The sequence below is a fragment of the Acidaminococcus sp. genome (assembly GCF_057597765.1).
This window is the reverse complement of the sequence record NZ_DBMBXK010000011.1, coordinates 29609-43594: the sequence shown is the minus strand read 5'-3', so window position 1 is coordinate 43594 and position 13986 is coordinate 29609. Positions and strand designations below refer to the sequence as shown.

The window sequence follows — 13986 nt, the reverse complement described above, 5'->3', positions numbered from 1 at the left end:
CGGCAGACTGGTAAAAAATCAGAAAAAACAGAAAGGATGAGATCCATGAAACTGCTGCAAGGCATCCGTACGCTGGTGCTGGGGGGAATCCTGACTATGGCCGGGGCTTCCGGAGCTCTGGCGGAATACACCAGCTGGCAGGATACGGACTATGATTTCAGCCAGGTGAAGACGGTGTACCTGTCGGATATGGATATGAGCGGCTACCATCTCCAGAGTGGTACCAAGGCTCAGAAAATGCTTCAGGACTACCGGAAAAAAGCCGGAAAGGCCAAGGGGGTGAAAGTGGTACTGGCCCCGGAGATCCAGTTCCGGGCTCTTTTGCCGGGAGAAGGGGAAGAAAAAGACCCCCTGGTTTCTGCTGGAAAAACAGAGAAATCAGGGGAAAAAGACGGGAAAAGTCAGGTCCAGACAACAGATGGGGAAAGAAGAGCAGTGGCCATCCCCCAGGCAGCCCTGGACGCAGGGGCCCAGCTGTACATCCTGGCCGCCCTGGACAACTGCCAGGTGGATTCTTACCTGGTGCCCGCCCATACGGAATGGAAGACCCGGGAAATCGATGACAGCTACCGGGATGACCAGGGAAACTGGCATACGTTTTATCGGACCATCACCTATCCGGAATACATCCCGGATTATTACGTGCCCTATGCCAGCGTCACCGTCCGGTTCCTGTGGTTCGACACCAGAACCGGGAAACTGGTGGCCTCCAGCGAAGATGCCCGGGTACGGGACAGTGAAAACGATCCCTTGGGAGTGTACAACCGGATCATCGACCGGTTCTTCAAGAATCTGAGGGAGACGGTGAAAAAGTGAAAGGGGCTGTTGCATGCGCAACAGACCTTTTTTCACAATCGATACGTTACTCCCAGAAGGGCCGTGCGGCCGTAGGCGGGGCAGTCGCCCAGGGTCCGGGAGCCCACGTCTTCGTAACTTTCGTCCAGCAGGTTCCTGAGCTTCAGCCAGGTGTTCCAGTGCTGGTTGAATCTGTAATTGACATTGGCGTCCAGGGTGAAGGCATTGCCGGTGTACCATCCCTTGTCCCGGCCCCAGGCGGCCTGGAACAGCAGGCTGTTGGTCCACCGTTTGTCCCGGTAGGTGAGGGCCGCCTTGACGGCATGGGGCGCCACTTCATCGGTGTATTGGGGATCGATGCCGCTGCCGTAGGTGGTGTCCGTACGGGTCCAGGCGTAGGAGGCGGTGAGACCGTATCGGGGACTGAACTGGTCTTCCCAGGTGACCTGGATCCCGTCCTTGTTCTGGCTTTCCAGATTTTTGGGTGTCCAGGTCCCGGCTGCCCTGTACCATACAATGGGATTGTTGATGTGGGACACAAAGGCGTTGGCCCCCAGGGTGCTGTGGCTGTTGAGCCGGTACCGGATGCCTCCGTTCCATTTGAAGCCGGTTTCCGGCTGGAGGTGCTCATTTCCCCGGATCTTCCAGGCTCCGTCAGAATCCCGGTTGTAATTGTTGTAGTACAGTTCGTCCAGGGTGGGGACGGAATAGATCCGCTGGAGGGATCCGTAAAAGGTCAGTCTGTCGTCCGGCCGGTATTCCAGGGAGTCTCCGTACACATATTCATTATCGAACCGGGTGTTGTGATTGAACAGGGAGGTGCTCTGGAGGGACAGCTTGCCGTACCGGGTCTTGGTGGTCACATAGCCGGACAGATTGCTGATGCCCTGGTTGTAGTTCTTGGCAAAGTTATGGGCATCCAGCAGGTTCTGCTCCGTATCCAGGGAGGTGTGCTGCCAGGTGATCCCTGCCGTGACGGTGGAATGCTTCCCCACTTTCCAGCCGTCCCGCCAGTCCAGTCCGTTGGTGTAAGCCTTCCACCGGCTGTAGCTGGGGAGTTCATCCTGCTCTTCCGTTCCTGCGGGGTAGTAAGAATCAGCCTGGCTGTAGTTGTGATACAGGGAAATCCAGCCGGGAGCCGCTGTGTCCTCTTTGTAGTTGTAGGTCAGATTCACATTGTTGGCCAGCTTTTCCGGGCGTGGGAGATTTTGGCGGCATCCTCCCGGGCCAGAGCCGGCAAAGGCCGGAACCCGGAAGAAACCATTCCCAGCACCGCCAGGAAAAGAGAAAAGGAAATTTTTCTGGAAGGAGTCATGATCCTGGTCCTCCTATTCCAAGGCTTTCCAGAGGGGCCGGTCCTCCTCCAGCACCATATAGCTGTGGGGAGTGCCGGCTTTGGGCAGGGAAACGGAGCCCGGGTTCCAGTACCGATTGTCCTGGCCCCAGGGCTCGTTGGCGGGGATGTGGGTGTGGCCGTGGAGGAGGATGTCTCCGGGCTGGAGGAGAGGCGGGTGCTGGAGGTTGTACCGGTGGCCGTGGGTGACGAAGATCAGGTGATGGTTCCATTCCAGCAGGGCATAGTCCGCCAGCACCGGGAACTGGAGGACCATCTGGTCCACTTCCGCTTCGCAGTTGCCCCGAACGCAGAAGATCCGGTCCTTCAGGCCGTTCAGGAGGGCAATCACCTCTTTGGGGGCATAGCCTTCCGGCAGGTCGTTCCGGGGCCCGTGGTACAAAAGGTCGCCCAAAAGAAGCAGTCGGTCGGCCCCTTCGGCACGGAACCGTTCCAGCAGCTGCCGGGTGAACAAGGCGGACCCATGGATATCAGAAGCAATGAGCCATTTCATGAGTATCAGTCCTTTCATGGGTCCATTATAACAAAAAAGGAGCTGTGAAAAAATAATTCACAACTCCTATATTTGCCAGCGACAGCTGGCTTCCATCAGCTAGAGACTAGTGACTAGAGACTAGTGACAGGGTGTGAAAAGTATTTTCACACCCTTTATTACTTCAATCCCCAATACCGGATCCCGTTCCAGTAGAGAGGTTTGTACACTTCCGCCTTTTCCGGCAGGTGCACGTCCCGGAGGATGTACCGGAGGAATTCTTCCGGACCGGTCCGGTCCACCATGTAGCCGATGTGTTCCTTGCCCCCGGGAGCTTCCGGGTCGATGTACTTCCGGGCGTAGTCATACACATTGCTGACAATCTTCACAACGCTGTCCGCATCCGCCCATTTGATGAAGTCCACACCCATCCGGGGGTTCTTCTTGCCGCTGCGGCCCAAAAGAGTGATCCGGAAATACTGGGTCCTGCTCCGGGTCCAGGCCCGGTTGGGGCAGGCATGGGCGCAGACTCCGCAGCCGATGCATTTTTCCACGTTCCGCACCGGGCGGAATTTGTCCATGTGCAGGGCTTCCACGGAAAGCTGTTTGCATTTCTTCACACAGGCGCCGCAGCTGATGCACCGGGAGGGATCGAACTGGGGCTCGGTCATGCCGATGATCCCGAAATCGTGCATCCGCACCTTGCAGCAGTCGTTGGGGCAGCCGGTAAGGGCCACCTTCACATGGAGGTCGTTGGGGAAGATGGCCTTTTCGATCCGTTTGGCCAGGGCGGTGGTGTCGTAGTTCCCGAAGGGGCACACCCGGTTCCCCACACAGGCCATGATGTTCCGGGTCCCGGAAGCGGGATAGCCGGTGCCGGGGGCTTCCTGGTTGATGTCCAGTTCCTCGATGATGGGCTGGAGAGCCTTGTTCACTTCGGGAACCTTTTCAAAGGGAATCCCCAGGATCTCGAAGCCCTGGCGGATGGTCAGATGGACCTGGCCGTTGCCGTAGGTTTCCGCGATTTCCTGGATCTTCCCCAGTACATCGGCGGTGAGATGGCCGCCGGGCACCCGCACCCGGGAAGAGGTGATGCCCCGGTGCTTGGTCACCCGGTAGGCGTTCTTTTTCAGTTTTCCACAATCCATATCCAGCATGGGACGCCTCCTAGTCAATGAAGGACCGGACCTGGGTGTATTTGAACACCGGTCCATCCTGGCACACGTAGATTTCGCCGATCCGGCAGTGGCCGCATTTGCCCACGCCGCAGCACATTTTCCGGGATTCAGAGACCCAGATCTTTTCTTCGTCGAAGCCCAGGCCCAGCAGGGTCTTGATGGAGAATTTGATCATCATGGGAGGACCCACCACCACGGCAATGGCGTTGTCCGGATCCTGGAGGTTCATTTCCGGGATGTACTGGGTCACCAGGCCCACATGGCCGTCATAGTCCGGGTCGTCATCCGCCTTGTCCACGGTGTAGATCAGGTTCATGCCGCTTTGTTTCCACCGTTTCAGGTCTTCCCGGAACAGGATGTCGTGGGGGGATTTGAAGCCCACGATCACCGTCAGCCGTTCGCATTCGTCCATATGGTCCGCAAAGTAGTCGATGACCCCGTGGATGGGGGAAAGACCGGACCCACCGGCCACCAGGATGATCTCCTTGCCTTTGAACATGTTCACGTCGAACCCGTTGCCGTAGGGTCCCCGGAGGAAGAAATGGTCCCCCACGTAGTTTTCGAAGATTTCGTTGGTGAGGCTGCCCACTTTCCGGATGGTGAAATCCAGGGAATGGTCGGTGATGCCGCTGACGGAAATGGGGGCCTCCCCGTATTTGGGGATGGAGATCTCAAAGAACTGGCCCGGTTTCACCGGATGTTCCTTGCCCCGGTCATAGGCCATCCGGAAGGTGTATTCCAGGTCCGCATGCTTGATCACTTCCAGGATCTCGGAGCGGAAGGGCAGGTAGGTGTTATCTTTCATCTTTCGTGACCTCCTTCATGCCGTCCGCCAGTTTGTCGATGCAGCGGACAAAGGAAATGTATTCCGGGCAGATGGCATCGCACCGGCCGCAGCCCACGCACATCTGGTATCCGGCCCGTTTCTTGAAGTCCAGGACCTTGTGGAGCACCTTGAAGCGCATCCGTTCCCCGCCCTTCTGGCGGAACTTCAGGCCCCCGGCCACGTCGGTGTAGCCGTCGATCATGCAGGAAGCCTGGACCCGGCGCCGTTCCCCGGCTTTGCCGTTTTCCGTGTAGAAAAGATCCTGCATGGACCAGCAGGTGCAGGTGGGGCACACCAGGGTGCACCGGCCGCATTTGATGCACCGTTTGTCGTATTCGTCCCAGATGGTGCTCTGGGCTACGGCACTGGTCAGGTCCTCCGGCACCGTGACGGTGAAGTCGTTGGCTTCCACAGCGTCAGGGACCACGTCTCCACAGAGGGTTCCGGCCTTTTCCAGGGCGGCGGCCAGGAAGCTGTCGGCGGCTTCAGCCTGGTAGCCCTCTTTCCGGCGGTTCAGGGCTGCGTCCCAGCCGGCAGTACGGTTGGTGCCCATGCTGACGCAGAAACAGCCCTCAAAGGAATGGTCACAACCCATGAGGACGAATTTAATCTTGTCCCGGCGGGACCGGTAGTAGGAATCTTCCGGTCCGTTCTGGAGGAAGATGTAGTCGAACCGCTGTACCGCAGCCAGGTCACAGCTCCGGAGCAGGACAATCTTGCCCCGGTCCGGATCCTTGGCTTCCGTGACCGTTTCTTCCGTAAAGTACAGCAGGGTCTGGCAGACCGGCAGCACCGCTTCCTTCCAGGAATAGTCGGACCGCTGGTCCCAGATCACTTCTTCCGGCGCGGTCACCGTCCCATAGCGGATCACATCCGTTTCAGAAAAGCGGCCGGTCCCTTCGAACCGTTTGGGAGCGTAGATGTCATACTCCCGGCTCCAGTCGGCGAATACCTGACGGAGTCCTTCTTGTGTCAGTTGATAACCCATGTTTTTCTCCTCTTGCAGCGCAGTTATAAGGGTCATGGGTCCGCCACCCGTGCGGCAGACCCTTAGCGGGGACATTATAACATACAGTCTGTACAGATGTCTGTTGTTTCTGCAACTATTGGAATCATTGAACGGGAAGAGGATTTTATGGTATACTTAACCGATTATAGAGGGTGAAAAGTATTTTTCACCCTGTCAGCGGTCAATGGTCAATGGCCGAAGGAAGCCAGCTTTGCTGGCGGTGAACGAATCAGCAAAAGGAGTTCTTGCATGAGTGTTTTGGATGTTGCCCATCTTTCCCACAGCTATGGGGGACGGGAAATTTTCGACGATGTTTCTTTCCGCCTGGAAAAGGGGGAACATGTGGCCCTGGTGGGGGCCAACGGGGAAGGGAAATCCACCTTTATGTCCATCATCACCGGGAAACTGACCCCCGATGAAGGGAAGGTGACCTGGGCCCGGCGGACCAAAGTGGGCTACCTGGACCAGCATTCCGCCCTGGAGCCCGGGAAGACCATCCGGGAAACCCTCCGCACCGCCTTCCAGGACCTGGTGGAACAGGAACAGGAAATGCTGGCAGACTACGACAAAATGGAAAGCGCTTCCCCGGAAGAAATGGAACGGCTTATGGAGGAAGTGGGGGAAATCCAGGAACGGCTGGAAGCGGCGGACTACTACAACCTGGATGCCAAAATCGAAGAAGTGGCCGGAGGCCTGGGGCTCCGGGACATCGGCCTGGAACACAAGGTGGACGAACTGTCCGGGGGCCAGCGGACCAAGGTGCTGCTCACCAAGCTGCTGCTGGAGAACCCTGACATCCTGCTGCTGGACGAACCCACCAACTACCTGGATGCGGAGCACATCCAGTGGCTTACCCGGTATCTCCAGGACTACGAAAACGCCTTCATCCTGATTTCCCACGATGTACCCTTCCTCAATGCAGTGACCAACATCATCTGGCATGTGGACAACCTGAAGCTGGACCGGTATACCGGGAACTACGAGAAGTTCGAGGAGATGGCGGCCCTGAAGCGGCGCCAGGAAGAGGCGGCCTACGAACGGCAGCAGGCGGAGATCAAAAAGGAACAGGACTTCATCGCCCGGAACAAGGCCCGGGTGGCCACCCGGGGCATGGCCAACAGCCGGCAGAAGAAACTGGACAAAATGGAGCTCCTTACCAAACGGGCGGAAAAGCCCAAGCCTCATTTCCGGTTCCTGGAAGACCGGACCCCGTCCCGGTTCGTGCTTACTGCCAGCAATCTGGTGCTGGGGTATGATGTGCCTCTCACCAAACAGGTGGACCTGAAGCTGGAACGGGGCCAGAAAATCGCCATCCGGGGTACCAACGGCCTGGGAAAATCCACCCTGCTGAAGACCCTGCTGGGGATGATCCCGCCGGTGGCCGGCAGTGTGGAACAGGGAGATTTCGTGTCCGTAGGGTATTTCGAACAGGAAAGTGCCAAAGGGAACCAGAACACTGCCCTGGAGGAACTGTGGCAGGAATACCCGGGGATGACCAATTCGGAAGTCCGGGCTGCCCTGGCCGCCTGCGGCCTCACCAACGACCACATCACCACCAAAATGACGGCTCTTTCCGGGGGTGAAGCGGCCAAGGTGCTGCTGTGCAAGATCATGCAGCGGCCGGCCAACCTGCTGGTGCTGGACGAACCCACCAACCATCTGGATGTGGAAGCCAAGGAAGAGCTCCGGCGGGCTCTCCGGGAATACAAGGGAACTCTGCTGCTGGTGTCCCACGAACCGGAATTCTACGAAGACTGGGTGGACCAAGTGTGGAACATCGAGGGATGGTCCACGAAAATTGTGTAAGGAGTAAAGAAGTCAGAAGTCAGAAGTCAGAAGCCGAATGATAAATTTGCAGGCAAATTTTTTGAATGTGTAAAACCATTGATCGAAAGGGAATCTCATGATGATTTCGGTCCTGGTTCTGCATCATCAAAAGGACCTGGCTGTTGAGACAGGTCCTATCCGGAGGCTTCAGACTTTGGACTCCAGACTTCCGGCTTGGGATTGCTGCCAGGCAGCAATCCCCATTGACGAGGGGAGAAAAAATGGAAGACAGCAAAGCGAAAAACCTGACTTTGGATGAACTGTATCACAAGATGCTGAAACGGGCGGCGGAAGGGAAGAATGTGGAAGACATCGACAACGCCGATCCCAAGATGATCGAATGCCTGGCCCATCCGGAAGAAACCAGCCTGGTGTGGCGGGTGAAGCCCTGCACCTGTTCGGAAGACAAGCAGGCGGACTGTGTGAAGGTCTGCCAGTGGGATGCCATGCATCCCAGTGCTGACGGGGTCCAGATCGATCCGGACAAATGCGTGGGCTGCCAGGCCTGTGTGGATGCCTGCAAACTGGAATCCCTGAAGACCAAGAAGGACATCATCCCCGTGGTGGAAGAACTGAAGAAGGGAGATACCCCCATCTATGCCCTGGTGGCTCCCGCCTTCTCCGGCCAGTTCGGCCCGGAAGTCACCGCCGGCAAACTGCGGACGGCCCTGAAGCTGCTGGGCTTTTCCGGGATGCTGGAAGTGGCGGTGTTCGCCGATATCCTGACTCTGAAGGAAGCCCTGGAGTTCGACAAGAACGTCAATAAAGAAGGGGACTTCCAGCTCACCAGCTGCTGCTGCCCCATGTGGATCGCCATGATCCGCCGGCTGTACCACCAGCTGATGCCCAATGTGCCCGGTTCCGTGTCTCCCATGATCGCCGGGGGCCGGACGGTGAAGGTGCTCCATCCGGAAGCGAAGACCGTGTTCATCGGGCCCTGCATGGCCAAGAAGGCGGAAATCAAGGAACCGGATCTGAAGGGAGCCATCGACTACGTGCTCACCTATGAAGAGCTCCGGGATCTGTTCTCCACCACCCAGCTGGATCTGACTTCCCTGGAAGAAGACAATGTGCCTCACGCCTCCAAGGCCGGGATCCGCTACGCCTACGCCGGCGGGGTGGCGGCAGCTGTGGATGCCACGGTGAAGAAGCTGAACCCTCACCGGAAGATCGAAATGAAGATCCGCCGGGCGGACAGTGTGCCTGAATGCCGGGCCATGATCGACAGCATCCTGAAGGGGAACCACGAGGGGAACTTCTTCGAAGGCATGGGCTGCAAAGGCGGCTGCGTAGGCGGCCCCAAAGCGCTGGTGAACCGGGAGGAAGGCAAGAAAAACGTACAGGCCTACAGTGATGAGGCCCAGTACAAGACTCCTGCGGAAAACCCCTACGTAATCGAGCTGCTGAAAAAGCTGGGCTTTGCCACGGTGGAAGAGTTCCTGGCCAAGAGCGATCTGTACGACCGGAAGTTTGATTGAGAAAAATCGGGAGTGCCTGAGGCACTCCCGATTTTTGTCAACAGCTCTTTTTTTATTCCGTCTTCCCAAAATTCTGCAGCAGCAGATCCAGGAACCCCTGGACGGCCGGGGTGAACAGCTGGCCCCGTTTCCAGATCAGGCTCATGGTATCCAGAAGGGGAGGGCTGCAGGGCCGGAAGCAAAGGGGACTGCCGCTGGTGTTGATGAGCCCGTCCAGCCCCATGGCCAGCCCCAGCCCCCCGGCCACCATTTTGGCCCCGTTGGTCAAGAGGGTGTAGGTGCCTGCAATATGCAGATGGTCCAGGTCCCGGCCCAGCCATTCCTGGGGGATCCCGGTAAGCATGGCCTGCCGGGACAGGATCAGAGGCTGGTCATGGACCTGTTCCGGGGTCAGTTCCGGGTACAGGGCCAGGGGATGGGTACGGGGCAGAAGGAATCCCCAACGGTCCACTGGGGTCAGGGGAACCACCTTGTATTTTCCCGGATCCGAAGGCCCGTAGATCAGACCAAAATCCACCAGGCCCTTTTCCAGCATTTCCCGTACTGCTTCTCTGTCTCCGCTGCGGATATGGAACCGGAGCTGGGGATGGAGCTGGGCAAACTGGCTGGCCACCTGGGATATCTGCCGGATTACGTCGGTTTCTCCGGCACCCATGTAAATGTCCCCGGCAATCTCAGAAGAGGTGTGGATCTCCGAACGGGTCTTCTGGAACAGCTCCAGGATCTCTTCCGCCCGTTTCCGGAACAGCTGGCCTTCCGGGGTCAGGCTCAGATGCCGCTTTCCCCGGATCAGCAGGGGACGGCCCAGTTCCTGTTCCAGATTCTGCATCTGCCGGGATAAAGTGGGCTGGGTAATATGGATGAACTGGGCAGCCCGGGTAATGTTCCCTTCCCGGGCCACCACTAAGAAGTTTTTCAGGGTTTCACTGTCCATCAGGATCCCTCCTTTGTATTTATTATATCATGCAAAAAATGTATTATAAATGATGAAAACTAACTATTTCACATGAATTCTATCTTCTGTTATACTCAGAACCATCAGAAACAAACCACATGATTTGGAAGACAAAAGGAGAAAACCATGTTAGGAAATTTTACATACTGCAATCCCACCAAACTGTTCTTCGGCAAAGGGGCCCTGGAAAACATCCGGACGGAGCTGGACAAATACGGCAGCCGGGTGATGCTGGTATACGGCGGGGGTTCCATCAAACGGAACGGCATCTATGACCAGGTGGTCCGGGTGCTGGCGGAAACAGGCAAGCAGGTGGCGGAGATTTCCGGGGTCATGCCCAACCCGACGGTGGACAAGCTCCGGGAAGGCATCGCCCTGGCCCGGCAGCACAAGGCGGACTTCATCCTGGCCGTGGGAGGCGGTTCCTGCTGCGACTATGCCAAGGCTCTGGCCGTATCCATCCATTGTGAGGAAGATCCCTGGGAAAAATACTTTGTGAAGTTCGAAGAACCTTCCTGCCCCATTGTTCCCGTGGGCTGCGTGCTCACCATGGTGGGGACCGGATCTGAAATGAATGCCGGGGCTGTCATCACCAACCCGGAACAGAAACTGAAGATCGGCCATGTGTTTGCCAGTGAAGAAGTGATGCCCCGGTTCTCCGTGCTGGATCCCACCTATACCCTGACCCTGCCCCGGTACCAGATGGTGGCCGGCATCTACGACATTTTCAACCACATCTGCGAACAGTATTTTTCCGGGAACGATGACAATACCAGTGATTACTTGGCGGAAGGCCTGATGCGTTCGGTGATCCATGCCAGCCGGATCGCCAGCCAGGATCCTCAGAACTATGAAGCCCGGAGCAACCTGATGTGGGATGCCACCTGGGCCCTGAACACCCTGATTGCCAAAGGCAAGACCACCGACTGGATGGTCCATATGCTGGGCCAGGCCGTGGGAGCTCTGACCAATGCCACCCATGGCATGACCCTGGCTGCCGTGTCCCTGCCCTGTTACCGGTACATCCTGCCCTATGGGCTGTGCAAATTCAAACGGTTTGCGGTCAATGTGTGGAATGTGGACCCTCAGGGAAAAACGGACCGGGAAGTGGCGGAAGCTGGACTCCAGGCTATGGAAGACTGGATGCACGGCCTGGGTCTTGTGATGAAGACTTCCCAGTTGGGGGCCACCGAAGCCATGATCCCGGATCTGGTCCGGGGCACCCTGATCCTGGAAGGGGGCTACAAAGTCCTGGACCAGGAAGAAATTGCCGCCATTTTCCGGGAAAGCCTGTAAAAAGAGAAAATTACGGACAGGGAAGGAGAAAAACATGAAAGCAAAAAAAATCAGTGCATGGACCAGCAGTCTGCTGCTGGTACTGACTCTTTTCGGAAGCACCGTGGCAGGAGCTTCTGAACGGGTGGCGGATCAGTCCAAAGATCCCTGGTTCGCTCCTCTGCCCAAAGTAATGCCGGCTCCCCGGTATGCGGACCACGGGGTGGACAATTTCTACAAGAGCAGCAAGGTGACCAGGAAGCCGGTGACCTTCAAGAACCAGTTCAACATGAAGGTGGCCGGGAACCTGTACATTCCCAAGACTTACCAGAAGGGCCAGAAACTGCCGGCGGTGATCGTGGGCCATCCCATGGGGGCCGTGAAGGAACAGAGCGGTACTCTCTATGCCCAGAAAATTGCGGACCAGGGCTTCGTAACTCTGGCGGTGGATACGCCGTACTGGGGATCCAGTGAAGGGACGCCCCGGAACAGTGTGCTGCCGGACATTTATTCCGAAGCCTACATGGCCGCCGTGGATTATCTGGGGACCCGGGATTTCGTGGACCGGGACAACATCGGGGCTTTGGGGGTATGCGGCAGCGGCAGTTTCATCATCAGCGCCGCCAAGATCGATCCCCGGATCAAGGCCATCGCCACCGTTTCCATGTACAACATGGGGGCGGCCAACCGGGACGGGCTCCATCATTCCCAGACCCTGGAACAGCGGGAAGCCTATATTGCCGATGCGGCCCGGCAGCGGTATGCGGAATTTGAAGGGGCACCCCGGAAGCTGCTGGGGGGAACCACCCATACCCTGAATGAGCAAACCGATCCCATCCAGCAGGAATTCTACGATTTCTACCGGACCACCCGGGGTGCGGCAGCAGGCAAAGGGCAGGATATGAACACCACCACCCATCCCACCTACACCAGCAATGTGAAGTTCATGAACTTCTATCCTTTCCAGGATATCGAGACCATTTCTCCCCGTCCCCTGCTGTTCATCACCGGTGATCAGGCCCACTCCAGAGAATTCAGCGAAGACGCCTACCGCCGGGCCAAGGGACCCAAGGAGCTGTATTATGTGAAAGGGGCCGGCCATGTGGATCTGTACGATAAAACCGAACTGATCCCCTTTGACAAGATCACCTCTTTCTTCAGCCAGTATCTCCATTTGAAAAAATAAATAAAGGAGCTGTGAAAAATCATTTTTTCACAGCTCCTTTTCCTTTTTCTCCTTCCCAAGCCCCGGCACCGTGTCTACATTGGGTCCCTGGACCGTGTGGCCGGCGCCGGCAGGGGCATGGGGTGCGTCCGCCAGGCCTGGCTGGGGATGGGGACCGTGGTAGGACAGGTTGTTTTCCAGGATCCCGTCCGGATTGGTGGCCACATGGGGATGGACATAGGTGGTGCCTCCCCCGGGGGTGGATCGGAAATAGCCGTTTACGTGGTGGACGGGAACCGGGTGATCGCCTGTGGGAGCGTATCCGTCCCCGGTGCCGTGGAACCCATCTGGAGCCATATGGCCTCCATGGCCGGCGTCGGTAAAGGCGGCTCCGTCGAAGGCCCCCAAAATCTTCAGGAACGGCAGCAGGAAGGAAATCACCACCAGGGGCAGGCCGAACAGCACCGTAAGAGCGTTGCGGCTTTCATACCCTTTCCGGTAGGCCATCCAGAGAAACAGATGGACCAGGAGCACCGGCAGCCCGGCGGCCAGGAGAATGGCCAGGTAGGCCAAAAAGTGCCGGAGCTGCCAGGACAGGGCAAACAGGTGGTTCAGGGTCACCAGCTTGTAGCAGGCTTCCACCAGTTTCCCGCCCAGGTGCATGTGATCGGCGAAGAGATGATAGTACACCAGGTACACCAGGAAGCCGCTGGCCAGCAGCTGGGCGTTCTGGATCACGTACCGGATCCGGAGGATGAAGAACACGATGCCGATGATGAGAAAGATAATGGCCGCCGGTGGAAATATCCGGGACAGGAACAGCATGGCTCCCGCAAAGGCCAGCATGGTCCACAGCATGGGGGCGGTTTCCACCAAAAGGAAAAGCCCCCAGCCTGCCATGGCGGCGGTCATATGCCCCCGGCCTGCCCAGCCCAACGTGTAATATCCCAGTCCCCACAGTGCCAGCATACTCCCCCAGTGCCAGGGGCTCCGTATCTGGCTCCGTACCCATTCTGCCCTTGTCATTTCAACAGCTCCCTTTGAAAAAGTCTGTCATACGTTATACGACGCTTAAAAAATAATTTTAGCAAATTGATCGGAAATTTTCAAAGTTCTTTTGCAGGGCTGTGATAAAACCGGATAAAAAGTTCACCCTAGGAGGGGGGGCAAGGTATAATTTTCTCTTCTTCATTTTTTTATTGACTCTACTACAAAGCAGCATTGCCAATTACGGACCCAGCTGCAGTCCCCATGGGACACTTGGACGCAGCCCTGAAATGGTGATGGGAACGGACCCAAAGTCCGCCCTGGGAGGGGCGGGGGACCATCCGCAAGGATGGTGGTGGGGGCATCGGCGCCAGCCGATACTTTGCAGGTACGGCAGACAACAATGGAGTGAACGGGTAGGAGCAAAGTCTCTGGGTCTACAGTTTCCATTGCTGCATTTCCAGCCGCTGAGCCCGTACCCATGTCAAGGTATTCGGTCCTTTCAGGACCTCATGCCCCCACCACCGGGCAAGCCCGGTCCCCCGCCCCTGCAGGGCGGACTTGGCCTCCGGCCTTGCTGGTACTTTGTACGAATATACATCGATTCTCCAGGAGCCGGGAGGGCAGGCCCAGGAGGAGTCGGCGGGACAACGCCGGGTGTTGTC

Annotated in this window: 12 protein-coding genes and 1 pseudogene; 5 read left to right on the top strand and 8 right to left on the bottom strand. The window is 57.4% G+C overall.

Annotated features, from left to right (window positions below):
• Positions 1-45 precede the first annotated feature (45 nt).
• Positions 46-816, top strand: a complete 771-nt coding sequence (locus ACZOF8_RS08305; protein WP_308664153.1) for a hypothetical protein — start codon at positions 46-48, stop codon at positions 814-816.
• A gap of 32 nt (positions 817-848) precedes the next feature.
• On the opposite strand, the pseudogene ACZOF8_RS08300 reads toward ACZOF8_RS08305, so the two are convergent.
• The 6 genes and pseudogenes from ACZOF8_RS08300 to asrA form a co-directional block, all read right to left on the bottom strand.
• A pseudogene (locus tag ACZOF8_RS08300) lies at positions 849-2015 on the bottom strand (TonB-dependent receptor plug domain-containing protein); the annotation flags it as partial.
• Complete coding sequence (locus tag ACZOF8_RS08295) at positions 1967-2110, bottom strand: hypothetical protein (RefSeq protein WP_022486682.1); 144 nt, start codon at positions 2108-2110, stop codon at positions 1967-1969. The pseudogene ACZOF8_RS08300 and the gene ACZOF8_RS08295, both read right to left, overlap by 49 nt.
• Positions 2111-2123: 13 nt before the next feature.
• Positions 2124-2642: a phosphodiesterase gene (yfcE, locus tag ACZOF8_RS08290; RefSeq protein WP_022486681.1), complete on the bottom strand. Its 519-nt coding sequence runs from the start codon at positions 2640-2642 to the stop codon at positions 2124-2126.
• 158 nt (positions 2643-2800) lie between these two features.
• Positions 2801-3778, bottom strand: a complete 978-nt coding sequence (gene asrC, locus ACZOF8_RS08285; RefSeq protein WP_022486680.1) for a sulfite reductase subunit C — start codon at positions 3776-3778, stop codon at positions 2801-2803.
• 10 nt (positions 3779-3788) lie between these two features.
• Positions 3789-4604 carry an anaerobic sulfite reductase subunit AsrB gene (gene asrB, locus ACZOF8_RS08280; protein WP_022486679.1) on the bottom strand — a complete coding sequence of 272 codons (816 nt, stop codon included), beginning with the start codon at positions 4602-4604 and terminating at the stop codon, positions 3789-3791.
• Positions 4594-5613 (bottom strand): anaerobic sulfite reductase subunit AsrA, encoded by a 1020-nt coding sequence (gene asrA, locus ACZOF8_RS08275; RefSeq protein WP_308664152.1) that lies wholly within the window; start codon positions 5611-5613, stop codon positions 4594-4596. The genes asrB and asrA overlap by 11 nt, the downstream gene beginning before the upstream one ends.
• Positions 5614-5883: 270 nt before the next feature.
• Here asrA and ACZOF8_RS08270 point away from each other — a divergent pair, with 270 nt between their 5' ends.
• Together ACZOF8_RS08270 and ACZOF8_RS08265 are read left to right on the top strand one after the other, a co-directional pair.
• Positions 5884-7440 (top strand): ABC-F family ATP-binding cassette domain-containing protein, encoded by a 1557-nt coding sequence (locus tag ACZOF8_RS08270; protein WP_487426760.1) that lies wholly within the window; start codon positions 5884-5886, stop codon positions 7438-7440.
• A 242-nt stretch (positions 7441-7682) separates the two neighbouring features.
• The gene (locus tag ACZOF8_RS08265) at positions 7683-8939 is read left to right on the top strand and encodes a [Fe-Fe] hydrogenase large subunit C-terminal domain-containing protein (RefSeq protein WP_022486649.1); all 1257 of its coding nucleotides are present in this window, start codon (positions 7683-7685) and stop codon (positions 8937-8939) included.
• Between the two features lie 52 nt (positions 8940-8991).
• On the opposite strand, the gene ACZOF8_RS08260 is transcribed toward ACZOF8_RS08265, so the two are convergent.
• Positions 8992-9873: a LysR family transcriptional regulator gene (locus tag ACZOF8_RS08260; RefSeq protein ID WP_022486648.1), complete on the bottom strand. Its 882-nt coding sequence runs from the start codon at positions 9871-9873 to the stop codon at positions 8992-8994.
• Positions 9874-10020: 147 nt separating this feature from the next.
• On the opposite strand from ACZOF8_RS08260, the gene ACZOF8_RS08255 reads away from it, so the two are divergent.
• Positions 10021-11190 (top strand): iron-containing alcohol dehydrogenase, encoded by a 1170-nt coding sequence (locus ACZOF8_RS08255; protein WP_487426759.1) that lies wholly within the window; start codon positions 10021-10023, stop codon positions 11188-11190.
• 172 nt (positions 11191-11362) lie between these two features.
• Positions 11363-12355 (top strand): alpha/beta hydrolase, encoded by a 993-nt coding sequence (locus ACZOF8_RS08250; RefSeq protein WP_487426762.1) that lies wholly within the window; start codon positions 11363-11365, stop codon positions 12353-12355.
• 27 nt (positions 12356-12382) lie between these two features.
• Here the strand turns inward: ACZOF8_RS08250 and ACZOF8_RS08245 are convergent, their stop codons facing one another.
• A complete protein-coding gene (locus ACZOF8_RS08245) occupies positions 12383-13360 on the bottom strand; it encodes a hypothetical protein (RefSeq protein WP_022486645.1) in 978 nt (325 codons plus the stop codon).
• Positions 13361-13986 lie beyond the last annotated feature (626 nt).